General features: G+C 70.4%; 23 protein-coding genes. 13 read left to right on the top strand and 10 right to left on the bottom strand.

The window, feature by feature from the left end; genetic code table 11:
- Positions 1-368: 368 nt before the first annotated feature.
- Positions 369-1,316 (top strand): heme o synthase, encoded by a 948-nt coding sequence (locus tag AB0O19_RS08395; RefSeq protein ID WP_363618708.1) that lies wholly within the window; start codon positions 369-371, stop codon positions 1,314-1,316.
- A gap of 54 nt (positions 1,317-1,370) precedes the next feature.
- Here AB0O19_RS08395 and AB0O19_RS08390 read toward each other — a convergent pair whose 3' ends face one another.
- Complete coding sequence (locus AB0O19_RS08390; RefSeq protein WP_363618706.1) at positions 1,371-2,012, bottom strand: DUF2461 domain-containing protein; 642 nt, start codon at positions 2,010-2,012, stop codon at positions 1,371-1,373.
- A 72-nt stretch (positions 2,013-2,084) separates the two neighbouring features.
- Between AB0O19_RS08390 and AB0O19_RS08385 the strand changes: the two genes are divergently transcribed.
- Positions 2,085-2,423 (top strand): hypothetical protein, encoded by a 339-nt coding sequence (locus AB0O19_RS08385; RefSeq protein WP_363618704.1) that lies wholly within the window; start codon positions 2,085-2,087, stop codon positions 2,421-2,423.
- A 130-nt stretch (positions 2,424-2,553) separates the two neighbouring features.
- Here AB0O19_RS08385 and AB0O19_RS08380 read toward each other — a convergent pair whose 3' ends face one another.
- Entirely contained in the window at positions 2,554-3,477 is a 924-nt protein-coding gene (locus tag AB0O19_RS08380; RefSeq protein ID WP_363618840.1) for a COX15/CtaA family protein, read from the bottom strand.
- Positions 3,478-3,744: 267 nt separating this feature from the next.
- Between AB0O19_RS08380 and AB0O19_RS08375 the strand changes: the two genes are divergently transcribed.
- Together AB0O19_RS08375 and AB0O19_RS08370 are read left to right on the top strand one after the other, a co-directional pair.
- Positions 3,745-5,088 carry a choice-of-anchor A family protein gene (locus tag AB0O19_RS08375; RefSeq protein WP_363618702.1) on the top strand — a complete coding sequence of 448 codons (1,344 nt, stop codon included), beginning with the start codon at positions 3,745-3,747 and terminating at the stop codon, positions 5,086-5,088.
- A 301-nt stretch (positions 5,089-5,389) separates the two neighbouring features.
- Positions 5,390-6,094: an LAETG motif-containing sortase-dependent surface protein gene (locus tag AB0O19_RS08370; RefSeq protein ID WP_363618700.1), complete on the top strand. Its 705-nt coding sequence runs from the start codon at positions 5,390-5,392 to the stop codon at positions 6,092-6,094.
- Positions 6,095-6,214: 120 nt separating this feature from the next.
- Here AB0O19_RS08370 and AB0O19_RS08365 read toward each other — a convergent pair whose 3' ends face one another.
- Together AB0O19_RS08365 and AB0O19_RS08360 are read right to left on the bottom strand one after the other, a co-directional pair.
- Positions 6,215-6,934 carry an ABC transporter permease gene (locus AB0O19_RS08365; RefSeq protein ID WP_363580676.1) on the bottom strand — a complete coding sequence of 240 codons (720 nt, stop codon included), beginning with the start codon at positions 6,932-6,934 and terminating at the stop codon, positions 6,215-6,217.
- A 50-nt stretch (positions 6,935-6,984) separates the two neighbouring features.
- Positions 6,985-7,911, bottom strand: a complete 927-nt coding sequence (locus AB0O19_RS08360; RefSeq protein ID WP_363580457.1) for an ABC transporter ATP-binding protein — start codon at positions 7,909-7,911, stop codon at positions 6,985-6,987.
- A 164-nt stretch (positions 7,912-8,075) separates the two neighbouring features.
- Here AB0O19_RS08360 and AB0O19_RS08355 point away from each other — a divergent pair, with 164 nt between their 5' ends.
- The 8 genes from AB0O19_RS08355 to AB0O19_RS08320 all read left to right on the top strand — a co-directional run bounded on the left by AB0O19_RS08355 (position 8,076) and on the right by AB0O19_RS08320 (position 14,860).
- Positions 8,076-8,918 carry a helix-turn-helix domain-containing protein gene (locus tag AB0O19_RS08355; RefSeq protein WP_350880459.1) on the top strand — a complete coding sequence of 281 codons (843 nt, stop codon included), beginning with the start codon at positions 8,076-8,078 and terminating at the stop codon, positions 8,916-8,918.
- A 9-nt stretch (positions 8,919-8,927) separates the two neighbouring features.
- Positions 8,928-10,343: a Fe-S cluster assembly protein SufB gene (gene sufB, locus AB0O19_RS08350; protein WP_063349524.1), complete on the top strand. Its 1,416-nt coding sequence runs from the start codon at positions 8,928-8,930 to the stop codon at positions 10,341-10,343.
- A 64-nt stretch (positions 10,344-10,407) separates the two neighbouring features.
- Positions 10,408-11,640, top strand: a complete 1,233-nt coding sequence (gene sufD / locus AB0O19_RS08345) for a Fe-S cluster assembly protein SufD (RefSeq protein WP_363618698.1) — start codon at positions 10,408-10,410, stop codon at positions 11,638-11,640.
- 5 nt (positions 11,641-11,645) lie between these two features.
- Positions 11,646-11,963, top strand: coding sequence for a bifunctional 3-phenylpropionate/cinnamic acid dioxygenase ferredoxin subunit (locus AB0O19_RS08340; RefSeq protein ID WP_063349526.1), 318 nt, complete (start codon positions 11,646-11,648; stop codon positions 11,961-11,963).
- 6 nt (positions 11,964-11,969) lie between these two features.
- Complete coding sequence (gene sufC / locus AB0O19_RS08335) at positions 11,970-12,734, top strand: Fe-S cluster assembly ATPase SufC (protein ID WP_030290237.1); 765 nt, start codon at positions 11,970-11,972, stop codon at positions 12,732-12,734.
- A complete protein-coding gene (locus tag AB0O19_RS08330; RefSeq protein WP_350880453.1) occupies positions 12,731-13,990 on the top strand; it encodes a cysteine desulfurase in 1,260 nt (419 codons plus the stop codon). The genes sufC and AB0O19_RS08330 overlap by 4 nt, the downstream gene beginning before the upstream one ends.
- A 16-nt stretch (positions 13,991-14,006) precedes the next feature.
- A complete protein-coding gene (gene sufU / locus AB0O19_RS08325) occupies positions 14,007-14,459 on the top strand; it encodes a Fe-S cluster assembly sulfur transfer protein SufU (protein WP_063349529.1) in 453 nt (150 codons plus the stop codon).
- Positions 14,460-14,479: 20 nt separating this feature from the next.
- Positions 14,480-14,860 carry a metal-sulfur cluster assembly factor gene (locus AB0O19_RS08320; RefSeq protein ID WP_350880450.1) on the top strand — a complete coding sequence of 127 codons (381 nt, stop codon included), beginning with the start codon at positions 14,480-14,482 and terminating at the stop codon, positions 14,858-14,860.
- An 82-nt stretch (positions 14,861-14,942) separates the two neighbouring features.
- Here AB0O19_RS08320 and AB0O19_RS08315 read toward each other — a convergent pair whose 3' ends face one another.
- The 6 genes from AB0O19_RS08315 to AB0O19_RS08290 all read right to left on the bottom strand — a co-directional run bounded on the left by AB0O19_RS08315 (position 14,943) and on the right by AB0O19_RS08290 (position 21,550).
- Complete coding sequence (locus AB0O19_RS08315) at positions 14,943-15,416, bottom strand: NUDIX domain-containing protein (RefSeq protein ID WP_363618696.1); 474 nt, start codon at positions 15,414-15,416, stop codon at positions 14,943-14,945.
- 33 nt (positions 15,417-15,449) lie between these two features.
- Positions 15,450-16,244 (bottom strand): 3-oxoacyl-ACP reductase FabG, encoded by a 795-nt coding sequence (fabG, locus tag AB0O19_RS08310; protein ID WP_363618694.1) that lies wholly within the window; start codon positions 16,242-16,244, stop codon positions 15,450-15,452.
- The gene (locus AB0O19_RS08305; RefSeq protein ID WP_363618692.1) at positions 16,222-17,352 is read right to left on the bottom strand and encodes a hypothetical protein; all 1,131 of its coding nucleotides are present in this window, start codon (positions 17,350-17,352) and stop codon (positions 16,222-16,224) included. Before AB0O19_RS08305 ends, fabG begins: the two co-directional genes overlap by 23 nt.
- Positions 17,349-19,271: a nucleotidyltransferase domain-containing protein gene (locus tag AB0O19_RS08300; protein WP_363618690.1), complete on the bottom strand. Its 1,923-nt coding sequence runs from the start codon at positions 19,269-19,271 to the stop codon at positions 17,349-17,351. Before AB0O19_RS08300 ends, AB0O19_RS08305 begins: the two co-directional genes overlap by 4 nt.
- Positions 19,272-19,808: 537 nt before the next feature.
- Entirely contained in the window at positions 19,809-20,246 is a 438-nt protein-coding gene (locus AB0O19_RS08295; protein ID WP_363618688.1) for an ATP-binding protein, read from the bottom strand.
- 98 nt (positions 20,247-20,344) lie between these two features.
- Positions 20,345-21,550: a helix-turn-helix transcriptional regulator gene (locus tag AB0O19_RS08290; protein WP_363618686.1), complete on the bottom strand. Its 1,206-nt coding sequence runs from the start codon at positions 21,548-21,550 to the stop codon at positions 20,345-20,347.
- 182 nt (positions 21,551-21,732) lie between these two features.
- On the opposite strand from AB0O19_RS08290, the gene AB0O19_RS08285 reads away from it, so the two are divergent.
- Positions 21,733-22,377: a Uma2 family endonuclease gene (locus AB0O19_RS08285; RefSeq protein ID WP_363618684.1), complete on the top strand. Its 645-nt coding sequence runs from the start codon at positions 21,733-21,735 to the stop codon at positions 22,375-22,377.
- The last annotated feature ends 26 nt before the right edge of the window (positions 22,378-22,403 follow it).

The following is a 22,403-nucleotide window of genomic DNA, read 5'->3' as shown; positions in this document are numbered from 1 at the left end:
CACGGAGGGTAGATCCCGCTTCTGCGTGCGAGCCTACCGTCCGCCCCGGGGCTCACCCTCCGTGCTGGGACAACCAGGAAATCCGGATGGTGATTCCCACCAGGGCGGTCTGCCTGATTTTGTCCCAGGCTCTCCTGTTTTACGGCACCCTGCCGCCCCGGTGGTCAGGACGGGTTGCGGCGGCGCGCCGGAACGGCTCCGTGGCTTCACCCGGTCGGTTCACCCGGGGGTGTGCCATCGGCCTCGCCGGGGGACCCCGGAGCCGGATGGGATATATGGAGCGTCTAAGGTGGCGTGGTACGCGCAGAGCGGACGATTTGGGACCCTTCGTTCCTGTGGACGCCTGCGAGGATTCATCTTCAGTTGGGGTGTTAGTGACCGCCGTCGAAACCCGTCCCGCCGGGGTCACCGGGGCGACTCCTGCGCACCGGCCCATCGGGGCCCGTGTCGGCGCCTTCGTCGCACTGACCAAGCCACGGATCATCGAACTGCTGCTGATGAGCACGGTGCCGGTGATGTTCCTCGCCCAGCAGGGCGTCCCGAACATGCTGCTGGTGCTGAAGGTCGTGGTCGGCGGCTACCTCTCGGCGGGCGGCGCCAACGCCCTCAACATGTACATCGACCGCGACATCGACGCGGTGATGTCCCGCACCGAGCGCCGGCCGATCGTCACCGGGATGGTGTCGCCGCGCGAGGCGCTGGTGTTCGGCATCGCCCTCGCGGTCGTCTCGACGCTGCTGCTGGGCTTCGGCGTCAACTGGCTCTCCTCCGGACTGGCGCTCGGCGCGCTGCTGTTCTACGTGTTCGTCTACACGCTGGGGCTCAAGCGGCGCACCTCGCAGAACATCGTCTGGGGCGGCATCGCCGGCTGCATGCCGGTGCTGATCGGCTGGTCCTCCGTCACCAACTCGCTGTCCTGGGCGGCGGTCGCGCTGTTCCTGGTGGTGTTCTTCTGGACGCCGCCGCACACCTGGGTGCTCTCGATGAAGGTGCGCGAGGACTACGAGCGGGCCGGCGTGCCGATGCTGCCGGTGGTCAAGGGCAACGTCGCCGTCGGCAAGCAGGTCGTCGCCTACTCCTGGGTGATGGTGGCGACCTCGCTGGCGGTGTGGCCGCTGGGGCACATGAGCTGGCTGTACCCCGTCACCGCGGTGCTGCTCGGCGGGTTCTGGCTGCGCGAGGCGCACGCACTGTACGGCCGGGCCAAGGCCGGGGTGGTGGGCGCGAAGCTGAAGGAGATGCGGCTGTTCCACTGGTCGATCACCTACCTGTCGCTGCTGTTCGTGGTGTGCGCGATCGACCCGTTCGTGAAGTAGGGCCCGTCCGACGTCGAAGAGCCCCGGTCCGGTGGACCGGGGCTCTTCGCGTTCTCACCGGGTCGGCAGCTCGGACGGGCCGACGTGGTCGTCCAGCCAGTCCCGGAGCGGCTGGGAGGCGCGCAGGAAGGCGGTGATCCGGGTGCGGGCGCCGCGGGTGCCGAGCCACTTCGCGGGCGCCCACTCCTGCCAGGCGACCAGGCCCTTGTGGCGCAGCAGCTCGATCCTCGGGTGGTCCTTGGGGAAGCCGCGCGGAGCGGTCCTGAGGGAGTCCCGGCCGTGCACCTGGGGGCCGTCCTGCTCCACCGCGGCGATCACCCGCTCCAGTTCGGCGCCGCTGACGTCCTCGGCGACGGCGGCGCGGTAGCGGTCCAGCTGGTCGGGGGCGAGCTGGTACATCCCGTTGCCGCAGGCCAGGCCGTCGGCGGAGAGCTGGACGTAGCCGCCGGTCTCCAGGTGGGCGCCGATGTGCGTCTTGTACGGGGACTTGTCGGCGCTGAACCGGACGTCGCGGTTGGGACGGAAGATCTTCCCGGGCCCGAACTCCGGTTCCAGCTCGGCGAGCAGCAGCTCCATCGGGGTCCGTACGTCGTTGTCGTACTGCTCCTTGTGGGCCTGCCAGAAGGTCTTGGAATTGTCGGCTTCGAGGTGCTCGTAGAAGTCGAGCGCCTCGGCCGGCCAGCCGGAGAAGGTCACGCCTCCAGTATGTGGCCCGGTGCACAGGGCGCTCCCGTCGCCAGCTCGACTACCGGTGGGTAGCATGCGGGCATGAGCAGCGCAGAGACCGCCACCGCCACCGCGCCGGACGCCCGTACCGAGCGCCGCGCCAAGCGCATCGCCAAGCACCTCAGCAGCTTCGCCCGCCAGCACGGGGGCGGCGTCGACGCGGTCGTCGAGTACGTCGGCGCCGTGGCCACCCGGATCGTCGTGGTGGGCGCGGACGGCGCCTGGGGCGACCAGGTGGCCCCGAGCTACGCCGTCGGTCGCCGGGCCGCCGAACTGGCCGGGCTGACCCTGCACGACGACTTCGAGGGCGAGCTGGCCCTCAAGGTGAAGACCGGCCCGTACGAGTGGAAGCGCATGGCCGGCATCCAGCTCGGCGGCTGATCACTTCGGCGCGCACGGCAACGGCCCGGCTCCCCCCGGCTTAGGTTCTAACGGTCCTCGCAACTCCCACAGATCGCGGGTGTTGCGAGGACCGTTAGAACCTAAGGAGGATGGGGGCCTTCGACGAGGTTCAGACGGTGGCAGCCTGTGGGGTCTGTGCGGGCAACTGCTCGGGGGCGGGGGCCTCGTCGGCGCGGGTGCGCAGGGCGAGGGGGATGCGGAGGGCGGCGATCCAGGTGAGGGTGGCGCCGAGCATGTGGAGGCCGACCATCAGCTCGGGGGCGTCCGTGAAGTACTGGATGAAGCCGAGGACGCCCTGGAGGAGCAGGACCGCCAGCAGTTCCCTGGTGCGGGCCTTCGCCGCCGGCGGGGCCTTGATGGCGGCGAAGACGAAGATCATCGCGATGGTCAGGCCGACCGAGACGAACGCGAGGTCGGCGTGGAACTGGGCCAGCCTGTCGTAGTCGATCGGGATCCGGGGGACGATCTTGTTGTCCTTCGGCGTGCCCGGGTGGTGGCCGGCGCCGGTGACCAGGGTGCCGGCCGCGACCAGCAGTCCGACGACCAGGACCAGCACGTAGGAGAGCTGGTGGATCGGGCGGGCCACGGCGAGCTCGGGGGTGCCGTCGCCCTCCTTCGACCGCTCCCACATCAGCAGCGCGACCCACACCAGCGCCATCGCGGCGATCATGTGCAGCGCGACGGTGTACGGGTTGAGGCCGGTCAGCACGGTGATGCCGCCGAGCACCGCGTTGCTCATCACCAGCCAGAACTGCGCCCAGCCGAGCTTGGTCATGCTGTGCCGCCACGGGCGGTGGCAGCGGGCGGCCAGGATGGCCCAGCCGACGGCGGCGCTCAGCACGTAGGTGAGCATCCGGTTGGTGAACTCGACGACGCCGTGGAAGCCCATCTCGGCGGTCGGGGTCAGGCTGTCGGCGGTGCAGCGGGGCCACGTCGTACAGCCGAGGCCGGAGGCGGTGAGGCGGACGGCGCCGCCGGTGACGACGATCACCACGCTCATCACCAGCGCGGCGAACGCGGCGCGCCGGACCATCACGGCGGACGGCTGCCAGCGGTCGGCGAGCAGGGAGAAGGGATTAGGCACGGGGTCAATCGTAGGCGGCCTTACAGCCGATCTTGGGGCGGGGCGCGGGTGCCGCGCGGGCGCCGCCCGCACCGGGCCGGATGGGGTGCAAACCGGACTCTTCGGTCAAGGCGGTCATTGGTCTTGACCAATCACCGGTGAGGCCGAAAGAGTGCGGATTGGTCCATACCTTTTTCGGACCTCTCCCACTCCTCCCGCACAAGCGGAGACCTGCACATGCGCATACCCACGTCCGCCGCCGCGCTCGCAGTCGGCGGCTCGCTCGCACTGGCCGGCCTGATCGCCCCCGCCGCCGCCCACGCCGCCGACCCCGGCCAGGAGTGCCGCAGCCTCGGGGTCGCCAACCTCTACGGCGAGTTCATCGAGGGCGACGACACCCACACCCCCGACGCCGAGGGCGCCGTCGCGGTGGGCGGCAACGCCGACTTCACCGGTGGCTTCTCGGTCGGCCAGGAGCTGACCCCCGCCGAGGTCGACGCCCTGCCCGGCAAGAACGCGCTGGTGGTCGCCGGCCGCATCACCGGCCACAACACCCAGGTGATGAAGGGCAACGGCGTCTACGGCTCCAAGGCCGACGGCGCCGTCGTCCAGGCCCACCAGGGCGCCACCGCCCAGGGCGCCTCCCCGATCGACTTCAAGGCCGAGTTCGCCAAGCTGCGCGCCGCCGCCACCGCGCTGGCCGCCGCGCCGCAGACCGCCGGCGCCACCGTCCAGGCCGACGGCGCCAAGCTCACGTTCACCGGCGGCGACGCGAAGTACAACAGCTTCACCGTCGACGCCGCGAAGCTCCAGGGCGCCAAGGACGTCTTCCTCAAGGTGCCGGCCGGTTCCGTCACCGTGGTCACCGTGACCGGCGGCTCGTACGACATGGCGGCCGCCGGGACCACCGGCTTCCACCTGTGGGACGAGGCCAAGGCGTCCTTCGTCCTGGACGACAAGCTGCAGAGCGCGGCCGGCGGGGCGATCCGCGCCAAGCTGCTGTGGAACTTCCCCACCGCGACCAAGGTGGTCAAGAGCAGCAAGGCCGCCTGGGCCGGCACCGTGCTGGCGCCGAACGCCGCCTTCGACCTCGGCAGCGGCGGCCCGGTCAACGGTTCGGTCATCGCGGCCTCGCTGACCGGCAAGGGCGGGGCGGAGACGCACCACTACCCGTTCGCCGGCTGCCTGCCCGGCATCGTCGTCCCGACGCCGTCCACCACGCCCACCGTGCCGCCGGTGGTGCCGAGCGGGACGCCGTCGGCCTCCACCACGCCCGGGACTCCCGGCACCTCGGCCACCCCCGGGACCTCGGCGAGCCCCTCGGCCACGCCCTCCGCCCCGGTGAGCGGCAAGCCGAGCGCGGGTGCCTCGGCCAGCCCGTCGGCCACCGCCTCGGCGGGTGTGCCGGCCGTCTCGGCCTCGGCCTCGGCGAGCCCGTCCGCCCAGGCGAACGCGGGCGGCAACCTCGCGCACACCGGTTCCGGGCCCGTCGTGCCGCTGGCGATCGGCGGCGCGGTGGTGCTCGCGGCCGGTGGCGCGATCGTGGTCGTCACCCGGCGTCGGGCGGCGAAGAAGGCCTGATCATTTCGCCGGTCGACCGGTGCTGCGCCCTCGGTGATTGAACCTGATCACCGAGGGCGCACGTATTTCAGTCAGGTGACGAAGTTCATTCAAGTTTGCCGAATCCGCGTTCCGCGAGGTGGCAGCTGTGATGGGCTGGTCATACACATCAGACGACGGACCAACAGACGAAATTCGGTCGTACGGCGGGGTGTGGAGAGGTGCGGGAGTGCCGGTAGAGTCCCCCGGACAGTCGTAGCGGGCCACCGCGAAACCTTCAACACGCCTGCTGCGCAAGACCGTTCTGAGGGGAACAGCGTAAATGGCGCGACAGCAGCGGCACATGCGGATCGGCGCGGCGGCACTCGCCGGGACGGCAGCGGCCGGAATTCTCCTGCCTCTGGCGCTGGCAACCAACGCCTCGGCGCACGTGCCGAGTTGGTCGGTGACCTGCGACAAGATCGTGATCGATCTGATCAACTACAGCCCGAAGCCCGACGTGAAGAACACCGTCAGCCTCACCATCGACGGCGAGAAGGTCCTGGACGCCAAGGCCTTCCCCGCGGAGTTCCACGGCACCTTCCCGGTGAAGGACCACACGGCCCCCGTCAAGGCGAACCTCGTGGTGAACACGACGGAGACGCCCAACGAAAAGGGCTGGAACATCAACGAGACCAAGACGATCGAGCCGTGCCACACGCCGACTCCGACGCCGACTCCCACGCCCACCAAGACCTCGACCCCGACTCCCACCCCGACCCCGTCGCAGACCACGACTCCGACGCCGACTCCCACCCCCACGCCCACCAAGACGCCGCCTCCGTCGGCCTCGCCCACCGCGAGCAAGACCGCGACCGCGACGCCGACCCCGACCCCGGTCCCGACGCCCACCACCAGTGGCCCGGCGCTCGCCCAGACCGGTAGCAACGACGCCACCCCGATGATCGCGGCGGCCGGCGGCGGCGTGCTGCTGGTCGGTGGCGCGCTCGTCCTGCTGGCCCGCAAGCGTCGCGGCAGCCAGAGCTGACGTTCCGTCGGTGACGTGAGACCGCCCCCCGGCCGAAGCGGCCGGGGGGCGGTTCCCGTGCGGGGCGGCCTCACGCGCGTGCGGCCTCATGCACGTAGCGGTTCACGTGCGGGGCCGGGGCTACTCCCAGCGGAAGAAGCGGGCCGCGGCGGCCAGGCCGAGAACGGCCCAGCCGGCCAGGATGCCGAGGTCGGACCAGGGCACCCCGGCGCCGTGCTGGAGGACCGACCGCAGGCCGTCCGAGAGCGCGGAGATCGGCAGCAGTTCCAGCACCGACTGCACGGCCGAGGGGAACCTGCTCAGCGGCACGATCACCCCGCCGGCCAGCAGCAGCAGGATGAACACCAGGTTGGCGGCGGCCAGCGTGGCCTCCGCCTTGAGCGTGCCGGCCATCAGCAGGCCCAGGCCGGAGAAGGCCGCGGTGCCGAGCACCAGCAGCGCGACGACCGACAGGGGGTTGCCGTGCGGGGACCAGCCGAGCGCCAGCGCGATCGCGGACAGCAGCGCGACCTGCAGCGCCTCGGTGACCAGGACGCAGCCGGTCTTGGCGGTCAGCAGCGCCCAGCGCGGGAGCGGGCTGGCGCCGAGCCGCTTCAGCACGCCGTAGCGGCGCTCGAAGCCGGTGGCGATGGCCTGCCCGGTGAAGGCGGTGGACATCACGGCCAGCGCGAGCAGGCCGGGGGCCAGGAAGTCGACCCGCTTGCCGGGCCCGTCCACCGCGACGATGTCCACGGCCGAGAACAGCACCAGCAGCACGGTCGGGATGACCACGGTGAGCAGCAGCTGTTCGCCGTTGCGCAGCAGCATCCTGGTCTCGAAGGCGGTCTGGGCGAGCAGCATCCGGCCGACCGGGGCCGCGCCGGGCTTGGGGGAGTAGTCGGTGGTCGTACTCACGAGCGCAGGTCCCGTCCGGTCAGGTCGAGGAAGACGTCTTCGAGGCTGCGGCGCTGGACGGACAGCCGTTCGGGCAGGACGCCGGAGGCCGCGCACCAGCCGGTGACGGTGGCCACCAGCTGCGGGTCGACGGGCGCCTCGACGCGGTAGCCGCCGGGGGTGGTCTCGGTGGCGGTGGCGCCCTCGGGCAGTTCCTTGAGCAGCGGGCCGAGGTCGAGCCCGGGCGGGCCGTCGAAGCGCAGGGCGTTCTCGGCGCCGCCGCGGCACAGCTCCTCGGGGCTTCCGGTGGCGATCACCCGGCCGCGGTCGATGACGGCGACCTGGTCGGCGAGCTGTTCGGCCTCGTCCATGTGGTGGGTGGTGACGACCACGGTGACTCCGTCCCGGCGCAGGTCGCGGACCAGCTCCCAGGTGGCGCGCCGGGCCTGCGGGTCGAGTCCGGCGGTGGGCTCGTCCAGGAAGACCAGCTCGGGGCGGCCGACCACGGCCATGGCCAGGGCGAGCCGCTGCTGCTGGCCGCCGGACAGGCGCCGGTAGGCGGTGCGGCCGCAGGAGCCGAGGCCGAGCCGTTCGACCAGCGCGTCGACGTCCAGCGGGTGGGCGTGCAGCGCGGCGGTGTGACGCAGCATCTCGACGGCGCGCGCGCCCGCGTACACGCCGCCCGATTGCAGCATGACGCCGATCCGGGGGCGCAGCGCGGCGTTCTGGGCGACCGGGTCGAGGCCGAGGACGCGGACGGTGCCGGCGTCGGGGCGGCGGTAGCCCTCGCAGGTCTCGATGGTGGTGGTCTTGCCGGCGCCGTTGGGGCCGAGGACGGCGGTGATCGCGCCGCGTGCGATGGTGAGGTCGAGGCCGTCCACCGCGGGCTTGTCGCCGTAGTGCTTGACCAGCCCGGCGATCTTCACCGCGGGTTCGGAGTGCATACCGGCGAGTGTAAGAGGCCCCGACGCCGGGCCCGGACGGCGCCCTCGATGATCGTTTTTGCAGGTCAGGTAAGGCTTACCTGCGTGACAGATGACACGAGTGAGGCCTGCATCACGGCTTGTCCTGTCGGAAGTAATTACGCAACACTGGTGTTGTGAAAAACATGCGCGAGCACGCCACGCCCCAGGAGGCCGAGTCGGCCCCCGGGTGCGACGTGCCCGTGACGGCGGCCGAGGTGCTGCTGGAGGGCCACCGCGCCACCCGGGACCGGGTCGCCCGGTCGATCCTCGACCACGGCCCCTCCTCCGCCGCCGACCTGGCGACCCGGCTCGGCCTCACCGCCGCCGCCGTCCGCCGCCACCTGGACGGACTAGCCGCCGCCGGCCTGGTCGAGTCCCGCGAACAGCGGGTCTACGGCAGCCGTGGCCGGGGCCGCCCGGCCAAGGTCTTCGCCCTCACCGACGGTGGCCGGGACGCCTTCTACCAGGCGTACGACCAGCTCGCCGCCGACGCGCTGCGCTGGATCTCCGACTCGGTCGGCGGCGGCAAGGCGGGCGAGGAGGCGGTCGCCGCCTTCGCCCGGGCCCGGTTCGGCAAGCAGGGCGAGAGGTACCTGGAGCTCCTGCGGCTGGCCGAGGCGGGGGAGCGCACCGAGGCGCTCGCCCAGGCGCTGAGCGCGGACGGGTACGCTGCCACGGTGCGGCGGGTCCCGCCGGCCGTGGCGAAGGCCCCGGCAGGCGCCCAGCTCTGCCAGCACCACTGCCCGGTCGCGCACATCGCCGAGCAGTTCCCGCAGCTCTGCGAGGCGGAGACCGAGGTCTTCTCCCAGCTGCTGGGCACCCATGTGCAACGGCTGGCCACCATCGCCCACGGCGACGGGGTCTGCACCACCTATGTGCCGGCACCCGGTGCCGCATCGTCGCCTGCCCGGCGTTCCGCGGGCCGCGGCTCCGATGCAGTGCCGACTGCCGGTACGTCCACCGAAGATTCAGCGTCCGCGCGTTAGGAAGCTCGCATGACTGACACCGTTTCGCACCCCGAGCTCGAGGGCCTGGGCACCTACGAGTACGGCTGGGCCGACCCGGACACCGCCGGTGCCGCGGCCAAGCGCGGGCTCAGCGAGGAGGTCGTCCGCGACATCTCCGCGAAGAAGAACGAGTCCGAGTGGATGCTGAACCTGCGTCTCAAGGGCCTGAAGCTGTTCGGCAAGAAGCCCATGCCGACCTGGGGCTCCGACCTCTCCGGCATCGACTTCGACAACATCAAGTACTTCGTCCGCTCCACCGAGAAGCAGGCCGAGTCCTGGGAGGACCTGCCCGCGGACATCAAGGCCACCTACGACCGGCTGGGCATCCCGGAGGCCGAGAAGCAGCGCCTGGTCGCCGGTGTCGCCGCCCAGTACGAGTCCGAGGTCGTCTACCACCAGATCCGCGAGGACCTGGAGGAGCAGGGCGTCCTCTTCCTGGACACCGACACCGCGCTGCGCGAGCACCCGGAGATCTTCAAGGAGTACTTCGGCACCGTCATCCCGGCCGGCGACAACAAGTTCGCCGCGCTGAACACGGCGGTGTGGTCCGGCGGCTCGTTCATCTACGTGCCCAAGGGCGTCCACGTCGACATCCCGCTCCAGGCCTACTTCCGGATCAACACCGAGAACATGGGCCAGTTCGAGCGGACGCTGATCATCGTCGACGAGGACGCGTACGTCCACTACGTCGAGGGCTGCACCGCGCCGATCTACTCCTCCGACTCGCTGCACTCCGCGGTCGTGGAGATCATCGTCAAGAAGGGCGGCCGCTGCCGCTACACGACCATCCAGAACTGGTCGAACAACGTCTACAACCTGGTCACCAAGCGCGCCGTGGCGTACGAGGGCGCGACCATGGAGTGGGTCGACGGCAACATCGGCTCCAAGGTCACCATGAAGTACCCGGCCGTCTACCTGATGGGTGAGCACGCCAAGGGCGAGACCCTGTCGATCGCCTTCGCGGGCGAGGGCCAGCACCAGGACGCCGGCGCCAAGATGGTGCACATGGCGCCGAACACCTCCTCCAACATCGTCTCCAAGTCGGTGGCGCGCGGCGGCGGCCGGACCTCCTACCGCGGTCTGATCGAGATCGGCGAGGGCTCCAAGGGCGCCAAGTCCAACGTGCTGTGCGACGCGCTGCTGGTGGACACCATCTCCCGCTCGGACACCTACCCGTACGTGGACGTCCGCGAGGACGACGTGTCCATGGGCCACGAGGCGACGGTCTCCAAGGTCAGCGAGGACCAGCTGTTCTACCTGATGAGCCGGGGCATGACGGAGTTCGAGGCGATGGCGATGATCGTCCGCGGCTTCGTCGAGCCGATCGCGCGCGAGCTGCCGATGGAGTACGCGCTGGAGCTCAACCGGCTGATCGAGCTGCAGATGGAGGGTGCGGTCGGCTGACGTCCAGCCGCTGACCGCCCACCGACTTTTCGAGCTTTTCGAGGAAGAGAGCACTACGACAGCCATGGCTGACGTCAACACCACCACCGGCTCCACCACCGCCGGGTCGATCGAGGTCGGCACCGCCGGCGCCGGCGCCCAGCTCGCCGGCCCCGGCACCGGCCGCGCCACCGTCCAGCAGCCGATCGACGCCCGGGTCGCCGTCAAGCCCTCGTTCGAGGTCGGCGACTTCCCGGTGCCCACCGGCCGCGAGGAGGACTGGCGGTTCACCCCGATGCACCGCCTGGGCGGCCTGCACGACGGCACCGCCGCCGAGGCGGCCAAGGGCGAGGACAAGGTCGAGCTGAGCCTGCCGGACGGCGTCACCGCCGAGACCGTCGGCCGCGACGACGCCCGCCTGGGCAAGGCCGGCAAGCCCGTCGACCGGGTCGCCGCGCAGGCGTTCAGCGCCTTCGAGCAGGCGCTCGTGGTCACCGTCCCCCAGGACGCGGTGCTCACCGGGCCGGTCAAGATCGACGTGCACGGCGAGGGCGGCACCCGCTTCGCCCACGTGGTGGTCGACGTCAAGCCGTTCGCCGAGGCCGTCGTGGTGATCAACCACACCGGGACCGGCACCCGGGCCGCCAACGTCGAGCTGCTCGTCGGCGACGGCGCCAAGCTCACCTTCGTCTCCGTCCAGGACTGGGACCGCAACGCCGTCCACGTCGCCCAGCAGACCGCGCTGGTCGGCCGGGACGCCTCGCTGAAGTCCGTGGTCGTCACCTTCGGCGGCGACGTCGTCCGGATCCACCCGCGGGTCAGCTACGCCGCGCCCGGCGGCGAGGCCGAGCTGTTCGGCCTCTACTTCGCCGACGCCGGCCAGCACCTGGAGCACCGTCTGGTCATCGACCACGACACCCCGCACTGCCGCTCCAACGTGGTCTACAAGGGCGCGCTGCAGGGCCAGGACGCCCACGCCGTCTGGGTCGGCGACGTGCTGATCCGCGCCGCCGCCGAGGGCACCGACACCTACGAGCTCAACCGCAACCTGGTGCTCACCGACGGCGCCCGGGTCGACTCGATCCCCAACCTGGAGATCGAGACCGGCGAGATCGTCGGCGCCGGCCACGCCTCCGCGACCGGCCGCTTCGACGACGAGCAGCTGTTCTACCTGCGCTCCCGCGGCATCCCGGCCGACGAGGCCCGCCGCCTGGTGGTCCGCGGCTTCTTCGCCGAACTCGTCCAGCAGATCGGCGTCGCCGAGATCCAGGACCAGCTGATGGAGAAGATCGAGGCCGAGCTGGAAGCGGCGGTCTGATCCAGATGACCTTCCTCCGTGCCTGCGCGCTGAGCGACCTCCAGGAGGACGTGCCCAAGCGCGTGGACCTCAACGGCGTGCCGGTCTCCGTCGTCCGCACCGACGAGGGGGTGTTCGCGATCAACGACACCTGCTCGCACGCGAACGTCTCGCTCTCCGAGGGCGAGGTCGAGGACTGCATGATCGAGTGCTGGCTGCACGGTTCCAGCTTCGACCTGCGCACCGGCAAGCCCTCCGGCCTGCCCGCCACCAAGCCGGTCGCTGTCTACCCCGTAAAGATCGAAGGGGACGATGTGCTCGTCTCCGTCAACCAGGAGTCCTGAGTACCCATGGCAACGCTTGAAATCCGCGACCTGCACGTCTCCGTCGAGGCCGAGAACGGCCCGCGCGAGATCCTCAAGGGCGTCGACCTGACCGTGAAGCAGGGCGAGACCCACGCGATCATGGGTCCGAACGGCTCCGGCAAGTCCACCCTGGCCTACTCGCTCGCCGGCCACCCCAAGTACACCGTCACCGGCGGCTCGGTGCTGCTGGACGGCGAGGACGTCCTGGAGATGTCCGTCGACGAGCGCGCCAAGGCCGGCGTCTTCCTGGCCATGCAGTACCCGGTCGAGGTCCCGGGCGTCTCGGTGAGCAACTTCCTGCGCACCGCCGCCACCGCCGTCCGCGGCGAGGCCCCCAAGCTGCGTCTGTGGGTGAAGGAGGTCAAGGAGGCGATGGCTGCCCTCCAGATGGACCCGGCCTTCGCCGAGCGCAACGTCAACGAGGGCTTCTCCGGCGGCGAGAAGAAGCGCCACGAGATCCTCCAGCTGGAGCTCCTCAAGCCGAAGATCGCGATCCTCGACGAGACCGACTCCGGCCTGGACGTCGACGCGCTGCGGATCGTCTCCGAGGGCATCAACCGGGTCCGCTCGACCGGCGAGGTCGGCACCCTGCTGGTGACCCACTACACCCGCATCCTGCGGTACATCAAGCCCGACTACGTCCACGTCTTCGCGGGCGGCCGCATCGTCGAGTCCGGCGGTGCCGAGCTGGCCGACAAGCTGGAGAACGAGGGCTACGAGGCGTATGTGAAGGGGGGCGCGTCCGAGTGACGCATCCGTTCACGGGTCTGCTCGACACCGACGCGATCCGCAAGGACTTTCCGATCCTGCAGCGTGTGCTGCACGAGGAGAAGCCGCTCGTCTACCTGGACAACGCGGCCACCTCGCAGAAGCCGCGCCAGGTGCTGGAAGCCCTGACCGCCTACTACGAGCGGCACAACGCCAACGTCCACCGCGGCGTGCACGTGCTCGCCGAAGAGGCCACGGCGCTCTACGAGGGCGCGCGGGACAAGGTCGCGGCCTTCGTCAACGCGCCCAGCCGCAACGAGGTGATCTTCACCAAGAACGCCTCCGAGTCGCTCAACCTCGTTGCCAACATGCTCGGTTGGGCCGACGAGCCGTACCGGGTGGACGCCGACTCCGAGATCGTCATCACGGAGATGGAGCACCACTCCAACATCGTTCCCTGGCAGCTGCTGTCGCAGCGCACCGGCGCGAAGCTGAAGTGGTTCGGGCTCACCGACGAGGGCCGGCTCGACCTGTCCGACATCGACGAGCTGATCACCGAGAAGACCAAGGTGGTCTCCTTCACCCTGGTCTCCAACCTGCTCGGCACCGTCAACCCGGTCGAGACGATCGTCCGCAAGGCCCAGTCGGTCGGCGCGCTGGTCGTCATCGACGCCTCGCAGGCCGCCCCGCACATGGTGCTGGACGTCCAGGCGCTGGAAGCCGACTTCGTCGCCTTCACCGGTCACAAGATGCTCGCCCCGACCGGCATCGGCGTGCTCTGGGGCCGCCAGGAGCTGCTGGAGGACCTCCCGCCGTTCCTCGGCGGCGGCGAGATGATCGAGACCGTCACCATGGGCTCGTCCACCTACGCCCCGGCGCCGCACAAGTTCGAGGCCGGCACCCCGCCGATCGCCCAGGCGGTCGGGCTCGGCGCGGCCATCGACTACCTGTCGGACATCGGCATGGAGAAGATCGCCGCGCACGAGCACGCGATCACCGCGTACGCGGTCGAGCGCCTGCTGGAGGTCCCGGACCTGCGGATCATCGGCCCGCGCACGGCCGTCGACCGCGGCGCCGCGATCTCCTTCACCCTCGGCGACATCCACCCGCACGACGTGGGCCAGGTGCTGGACGAGCAGGGCATCGCCGTGCGCGTCGGCCACCACTGCGCGCGGCCGGTCTGCCTGCGGTACGGAATTCCGGCGACCACGCGGGCGTCGTTCTACCTGTACTCGACGCCGGGCGAGGTCGACGCACTGATCGACGGCCTGCACCACGTCCGGAACTTCTTCGGCTGACGGGACAGGGCAGGACATGAAGCTCGACTCGATGTACCAGGACATCATCCTGGACCACTACCGCAACCCCCACGGCAAGGGGCTGCGGGACGGCGACGCCGAGGTGCACCACGTCAACCCGACCTGCGGTGACGAGATCACCCTGCGGGTGCGGCTCGACGGCTCGACGGTCGCCGACGTCTCGTACGAGTCCCAGGGCTGCTCGATCAGCCAGGCCAGTGCCTCGGTGCTGAACGACCTGGTCGTGGGCAAGACCGTCGGCGAGGCGCAGACCGTCCAGGAGGCCTTCCTGGAGCTGATGCAGAGCAAGGGCCAGGGCGAGGGCGACGAGGAGGTGCTGGAGGATGCGGTCGCGTTCGCCGGCGTCTCCAAGTACCCCGCCCGGGTCAAGTGCGCCCTGCTCAGCTGGATGGCCTGGAAGGACGCCACCGCCCAGGCGCTCGCCCAGCACCCCGCCGTGAACGACTGACCCGCAGAGGAGGACAGACCATGAGTGACGAAACCCCCTCCGCTGCGGAGGACCAGCCGAACGGCGTCGTCATCGTCGGCACCACCGCCGGCACCGTGTCCGTGGAGGACCTGACCGAGGCCCTGATGGACGTCGTCGACCCCGAACTGGGCATCGACGTCGTCAACCTGGGCCTGATCTACGGCATCCACATCGACGAGTCCGACGTGGCCACCATCGACATGACGCTCACCTCGGCGGCCTGCCCGCTGACCGACGTCATCGAGGACCAGGCCAAGACCGCCACCGACGGCCTGGTCCAGGACCTGCGCATCAACTGGGTCTGGATGCCGCCGTGGGGCCCCGACAAGATCACCGACGACGGCCGCGACCAGCTCCGCGCCCTCGGCTTCAACGTCTGACGGACGGCTTTTCCGTCAACCCGCTGCCGCGCAAACCTCTCCTTCGGGGGAAAGGTTTGTGCGGCAGTGGTGTGTCCGCGCCTCAGTGGGCGCTGGCCTCGCTGTGACGGGAGCCGGGGAAGGGTGTTCCGGTTGCGAGGAGTGCCCCGCGCTCGACGGCTCCGCGTAGGACGGTGGCGATCTCCTGGGGCAGGAGGCTGATCGCGTCGAGCGCCTCGGTGGTGAGGGGGAGCTCCTCCAGGAGGTACTCGCCTCGGCCTTCCTGGCTGAACTCGGGACCGCTGCGGTCCTCGAAGCTCCACTTGTCGATGGTGGCGAGGTAGAAGTCCTGGCGCTCGTCGTCCGTCTCGATGGTGTGGAGGAGGCTGACGATCTCGGCTTCGCCGGCGATCTCCTCGTGGACCTCACGTCGGAGGGCGTCCTCGGGGCCGGCGTCGGTCGGCTCGATCTTGCCGCCGACGATCACCCAGTACGGGTCGATGCCTGGGCGGATGCGCTTGATCAGCAGCATGGTGTCGTTCGGGGTGAGGAGGACGGCGCGGACGCGGTGCTGCATGGTGGCCTGCTTCCTGTTCGGTGGGACGGCGGGTCAGTGAAGGATCCAGCCGCCGTCGACGTGCAACGACTGGCCGGTGATGAAGGACGCGCTGGGTCCGGCGAGGAAGGCGACCGCGGCGGCGACGTCCTCGGGGCGGCCCCGGCGCTGGACGCACTGGCGGTGGATCTGGTCCTCGGGGCGGGCACGGTGGTGGGCGGGCAGGCCGTTCTCCGCCTCGACCTGGATGGCCCCGGGTAGGACAGTGTTCACGCAGATTCCGTCCGGTCCAAGCTCCCTGGCCAGTGACCTGGTGAGGCCGAGCAGCCCGGCCTTGGCGGTGCTGTAGGCGGTGAGCCCTGGGCGGCCGGTGCGGGCGTTGACACTGCCGATGTTGACGATGCGCCCCCATCGGCGCTCAGCCATGCCGGGGGTGATGGCCCGGCAGGTCCGGTAGTGGATGGTCAGGTTGGACTCGATGGCGCGGGCCCACTCGTCTTCGCCGAGCTGGTCCCATGGGATGCGGGGGTAGGCGCCGGCGTTGTTGACGAGGATGTCGATCGGGCCGAGTTCGGACTCGACCTGGCTGGCGAGCGCGGCGACGGCGTTGGGGTCGGTGAGGTCGGCGCTGACCTCGATGCCGGTGCGGCCCTCGCGTCGCACGTCGCCGAGGACGGTACGGGCCTGGCGGATCTGGGCGAGGTGGTTGACGGCGACGGTGGCTCCGGCGGCGGCCAGGGCCCGGCTGGTCATGGCGCCGATCCCGGTGGCCCCGCCGGTCACGAGGGCGACCCTGCCTTGGAGCGGGAGGACGGCGATGGGCAGTTCAAGCGGCGTGAGTGCGGTCATCGTCGGTCCAATCATCGGGGCCGGTGGCCGGTGAGGGCTGGGTGTGGGCGAAGGTCTCGCCGACGGCCTCGGGGTGCTGGGTCTCGGCGAGCTTGGCCAGCAGCAGGAGCAGGTCGTGGCCGGTGAGACGGGCGGGCGGGATCACGCCGAGGATCCGCAGGGCGAGGAAGTGGCGGATCTGGGCGAGGAACCGATCCGGATTGAGGTCGGCGGCCGGGGCGAGGTCGGCTCGTACACGCTCCAGCAGACGGGTGATCGCCGCGTGGCGCCCGGCGCCGACCGGCCAGGTGTAGCGGACTTCCAGACGGCGGTGGCGCTCGTCGTGGTCGATGTGTTCGAGGTGCGGGGTGGCGACCGGTGGCAGGTGCAGCGGCAGGGTGCGGGCGTACACGTCGGGCTGGTAGGTCGGCACCAGCCAACCGCCCATGCCGAGCAGGTACCAGAGGAGGGTCGCGATCTCACCGGCGAGCGTGTTCCGTCCGGCGTACTCGAAGTCGAGCCAGCACAGCGGGTCGGCGATGTTCGGTTCGGTCGGGTCGCCCTGGGTGAGGGCGGTGACCCAGGTACGGCCGGGATGGAGCGCTTCACGGATCTCCCAGACGATGGCGGGCAGATCGAGCCGCAGCGGGACGCCGTTGACGACGAAGATGTGGCCCGTGAGGGTGTGCACCGGCGGCGGCTGGTCGGTACGCGGGGCGGGGACGGCGAGGTGACCGGACAGGTACCAGGAGTCGATCCGACCTCCGGGGCGAATACGGTCCTGGTAGAGGCCGGGCACGCAGGCTGACAGCGGCTCGGTCCGGCCGCTGTCAGCCACTGCTGCAAGCAGGTTGTCGCAGACGGCATCGATCAGCGCGGTGACCCGGGGCAGGGTGCTCGGGTGGCGGTCGGCGGTCGAGATGACGTCGCCGAGCAGCATGCTGCACCGGCCGGTGGCGAACACGTCCTCGTAGGCCACGACGTGCTTGCCGGCTGTTTGGCCGCGGCCCAGCAGCCGTGGCACTGGCAGTGCGTGGGCGATGGCCTGCCAGCCCTGGACCTCGGCGTCCGCAGCGGCCGGGGCGAGGAGCTTGCGGAAGGCCGGCGTTGAAGTGGCAGGGGCGTTCATGCGCGGCTCGTGGGCAGGGCGATGGTCGACAGCCAGTGGCCCAGGACGATGTTGGCCAAGTAGACCGCTTTGTCACGGTGTTCGCGTGCCTCGCGACGCAGGCCGGGGTCAGCGCCGGGCTCGCGGTCGAGGAAGACGCCCAGCGCGTCGTCGTCGGAGGCCCGCTCGGTGCCCTCGAAGCGGAGCATCACCTTGGCCAGCAGCGCGGTGATCTTGAACAGGGCGCGGAGGTCGGGGGCACCCTTGAGGAGCTGGCGCCGGATCTCGATGGCCGCCTGAACGCCTGCCTCGACGCTGGCCGCCACGTCGCTGGCCGCGTCCGGGGCGGGCAGGGCCAAACCAGGGCGGCACCACAGCGGCACGAGGCCGCCTGAGCCGATCAGCGCGAGGACGTGCAGCAGTCGGGAGGTGACCGCCCCGGTGCGGCACTCGTCCTGGGTCAGGACGGTCAGGCCGAGCTTGACGCCGCCGAGTTCGGCTTCGAGTTCGGCAAGAGCCCGCCGGATCCCGGGGATGCTCTCCTGCCCGGCGACCACGAAGACGTCCAGATCGGACCAGCCGTGCTGGTACTTCCCGCGTGCTCCGCTGCCGGTGACCGCGAGGAGGTCGATGACGGGCGGCTGCTGAAAGGTTGTGCGGTCCAGCAGCGCGGACAGGTAGGACTCCAGATGGACGGGCAGGCCCAGCGTGTTGACCGGCGCGCTGGACGGCTGCCGCAGCGGCCAGCGGTGGGCCAGCGCGATGCCGTCGAGGCGGCGCTCCAAGTGCAGGCGGCCGCGGTTATTGTCGACGACCTCGTGCGCGAGCGCGGCGATCCCGGCAGCCCCGCGACGGGCTTTGACGGCGTCGCGCTCGACCACGTCCTCGGGCCCGGCGGTGCCGCGTTCTGCACGGACCTCCGGCGTCGCGTCGACGTACACGACGGTCAGCTGCTCGCCGAGCATCTTTCGAAGTTCGGTGGTCGCATCCTGGTCGTGCAGCGACTCGATGGTGACGTGGCCGAGGAAGTGGTGGGCCGCGCAGTACCGGTCGAGACCGTCGATCAGCAGCTCAGCCCGCACCACGGCCGGGATCTCGTACGGGTAGGCGATACCGGCGGGCTGGGCGGTGGCTTCGATCAGGTAGCCGATCTTGAGGCGGGCGTATCCGTGCCTCACCCGCAGGTACTCGCCCGCCGTGCTCTTGCCGCTCTCCGACATGCCGCCGAGCGCGATCACCCGGACCCCTGGCAGGGCGCGAGCCGGCACGAGCGGGGTGATCGGGTGCAGAAGCCGACGAATCTCGTCTTGGACGGCCACGACCCGGCGCTCGCCGATCACGATGGCCTCGGCCCACCGCCCTTCGTCGGCCAGGCGGTGCACCTGCAGGTGGAGGTGCCGCTGGTAGTCCGCGTAGATCGGGGTGACGTGCCGCTCGTGGGAGAGGCTGCGGGAGGTGCCGATCACCGGGTCGTCGTCGTGGAGGAGCACGATGCCGTGTTCGGCGGCCTCAGCGGAGCGCAGGTCGGCGGTGTAGGGCTCCAGCAGCTTGCCGGCCCGTTCCGCAGCCTCGGCGGGGCTGAGCCGTTCACGCACTGCGACGGTCGCTGCCAGCGAGGCTTCCAGCATCGGGATGCCCCGGTCCATCAGGCGCACCGGTGCGGTGGTGGGCCTGCGGGAGCGCTCCAGGTAGGAGCTGGCGAGCACGTCGACCACCTCCTCCATCGGGCCGCGCTCGAACCACCAGGCCCCCATGCCCGTGGACTTGATGCGGTCCCAGCGCGGGTCGTGGTCGTCCAGCGGCCCGGTGGCGTGGCCGCCGGGGCCGAGGCGGCGGGCCAGGATGCCGATCTGCTTGGTCTTGCCGACGTTGTCGGGACCGCTGAACGCGATGGTGACGGGCCGGGAAGACGTGGGGTCGTGCTCGGGGGAGATGGACACGATTTCCTCCAGGGGCTGCGCAACGACTGTGGGGCAGGGGGGCGGCCCTCGTCCGGGCGCCGCTAGGGCGTCCGGACGAGGGCCGGATCGGGCTACCGGCCCGGGTACGGCGGCTTCGGCGGACCTGGTGGTGCCGGGGGCGGAGGCGGTGGGGGCGGTGGAGGCTGAGGGGCCTCCAAGATCGGCACGGCCGTTTGCGGCACGGCGAATCTCCCTTCGGTGCGATGGGGTTCCCGGCCCGGCGGGTCGCCAAGGCCGGCGAAGAGGGGCGGCTCCGGCTGTCGGGGTTCACCCGGAGTCGCCTGGCCCCGCCCTGGGCCGGGGGTGCCGTTGATGCCGGGGCAGGAGTAAAGGGATCAGGCAGGCGATGGCGTGTCGAGAATCGACTCCGAGGGTTCGGTCCGGTCCATGGGGCCCGCCTGGACGTGGTGCTGGATCAAGCCGACAAGAGAGCGAGAACGACGGCGTGGCCGAGTACCCACAGCCCGGTGAGCACGTCGCCCACAGGGTCGCGGTGCGCGCCCCGGTGCCGGGGGTTCATGCTCGGTCCGCGGCGATGTCGGCCCGCATCGTCTTGCCGAGCGAGTCCAAGTCGACGCCCCAGGCGACGGACAGGCGGTCGACCAGGGCCAGGCCGCGGCCGCACTCCGCGTCGTGGGCGGCGCCGATCAGGACCGGCAGGGCGCGGGAGCCGTCTCGGACGGAGATCCGTACGGCCTGGCCTGCCCGGTTGGTCACCCGCGTGATACTGACCCGCATGGCGGTCAGGCAACCGGTCTTGGCGGCGTTGGAGACCAGCTCCGTGACGATCAGCTCGGCGTCGTCGGCCAGGTGGGGCAGGTTCCACTCGGTGAGCTTGGCGCGGACCATGCGGCGGGCAGCGAGGGCCGATGCCGGGGTGTAGGGCAGCCGCAGGGTCGCCAGGCTCGACGGAACGTGGGCGAGCGCAGGGCGCTGGTGATGGAGCGTCAACATGTGCCCAATGTCGCGGAGTTCTCACCGTCCGTGAACGGACGGCGTGTATCACTTCCCGAAGTCGTACCGGCGCCGGGTGATACGCCGCGTATCAGTCCTCAGTTGATGATCACGGATGTTCCGAGGATCGATGAGAGCTTGCGTAGCTTGGCCGTAGTTGCGCTGCCCGCGCTCGCCTTCTGCGCGATCACCCCGGGCAATCCCTGATGACGAGCCCAACCAGGGGCGGCCGAGCACACCTCAAGCAGGGTGTCCAGGGCGGTGTCGGACTGCCGGGTCTCGGCTTGTGCGAGCGCCACGTCCAGCATCATCCGGTTGCGCGCCGACGGGGTGAGCGAGCTCATGTCGGCGATCGAATCGAACAGGCCGAGCGCCCTCCCCGGCCGACTGGTCGAGACGGAGATGCCGATCGCCTGTGCGGTGACCGTCGCGGGCCCGAACGCCGTGCCGTTCACCATGACATCCCGGCCCATCCGAGCCGCGACCGCATGCCCCTGCGACAGCAGGTCGTCGGCGCCGTCCACGTCTCCTTGGCGGGCGGCGACGACGGCCGCGAAGGTCACGTGCCATCCGTAGGTGGCGAGCATTACGAGATCTCTGTCCCCGTACCTGGGCTCGATGGATTCGTACGACATGCGGGCGGTCTCCTCCGCCTGGTCGAGCCGGGCATCCCGCAGGTAGATCCACGACCGGCCGGATGCGACCATGGCCGAGCGGACGGTATCCCCGCCGCGGTCGGCCTGGTGCTGCGCATGCCCGATCCCGGCGTACGCGAGATCGCGGGCGCCGAACTGGTTTGCCACGTAGGCGGCGAGCCGGTAGGCGTCGGCGAGGATGCCCGCCGCCGCACTCCCCTGGTCGACCGGAGCGGCTTTCAGCGAGGCGGCGGCTTCGCGTAGCGCCGGGGCGACGCGCACTCCGGCGCCCACGAAGTCGCCGGAGCGGTAGGTCTTCCATGCGGAGGCGAGCCCGGCCGCGAGTTCGGCCGGGGGCGGGGGTTGCACATCGACGCCGACCCCGGCGGCGGTGTCGTGAACGGCGCGGGACAGCTCACGCATCATCGCCCGGTCGGCACCGTGCATCGCGCGGCGGGGGGCCTGTTGGCCGAGGATCACCGAGATGTCGGCGTGCAGCGCGGTCGAGATCCGCAGTAGCGTCTGGAGGCTGCCGCCGAGGTTGCGTTCCGCCTTGCGGATCGTCGCCACCGACAGGCCAGATGCTTCGGCAAGCTGTTCCTGTGTCATGTCCGGCCCGCGTAGCAGCTTGATGCGCTCGCCCGTGGTGTAGTCGGTCCACTGCGTCATCCTGGTCCCCTTCCGGGTACACGGCCGTACTCGGAAGGTACCCGTTCCCAGGGGTGGGCGGACACGCTTCAACCCGTCTGATGGACGGGCCTTCGTCAACCTGGTGCCGCGCAAACCTCCCCTTCGAGGGAAAGGTTTGTGTGGCAGCGGTATGTGTGCCAGCGGGCAGCAAAGGTGGGGCTATGTCGCCTTTTGTTGCGTTCGGGCAGTGGACCTTGCCCGAATCGCCCTACGCGCTCTGGGTTCGGGGCGAGCTCGATGAACAGCTGGGGCTACCCGAAGTGCTGCGGGTTGAGGTGATCGGTGGGGAGTTCGTTGTGACGCCATATCCGCCGGTGAACCACGCCCTGATGCTCAGGGACATTCATGAATGGCTGTTCCGCGCCGAACTCGGGGGTGAAGGTTTCCCGTGGCAGGTGGTGCAGCATGTCGGCGTCGATCTCGCGGAGATCGGAGATGGCTACTGCTCCGACCTCATTGTGGTAACCGCTGAGGTGGATCTGTTGGCAAGGGCAGAGGATCGATACCTCAGTCCAAGCGAGATCAGCTTGGTGGCTGAGGTCACCGCGCATCCCAGCGCACACAGTGACCGGCGCCCGGTATTCGGTAAGCCCACCAAATGGAGCGGGTATGCGCGGACCGGGGTGCCGTACTACCTGCTGGTGGACCGGGATCCGCGGCAGCCCGGTGTCACGCTGTTCGGCGAGCCGGACCGGAGTGAGGGGGCGTACGAGGTGTTGGGGGAGTGGAAGTTCGGAGAAGCCGTCCGATTGCCGAAGCCCTTTGACATTGAGATCGGCACCGGCAAATGGAAGCCCTGGACGTAGGCCGGGGTGAATGCGCCGCCGCCCGG

The sequence above is a fragment of the Kitasatospora sp. NPDC091276 genome (assembly GCF_040684355.1).
In the GTDB taxonomy this organism is placed as follows: domain Bacteria; phylum Actinomycetota; class Actinomycetes; order Streptomycetales; family Streptomycetaceae; genus Kitasatospora.
Note: the sequence above shows the minus strand (reverse complement) of the source record. Positions and strands in the feature narration are given on the sequence as shown.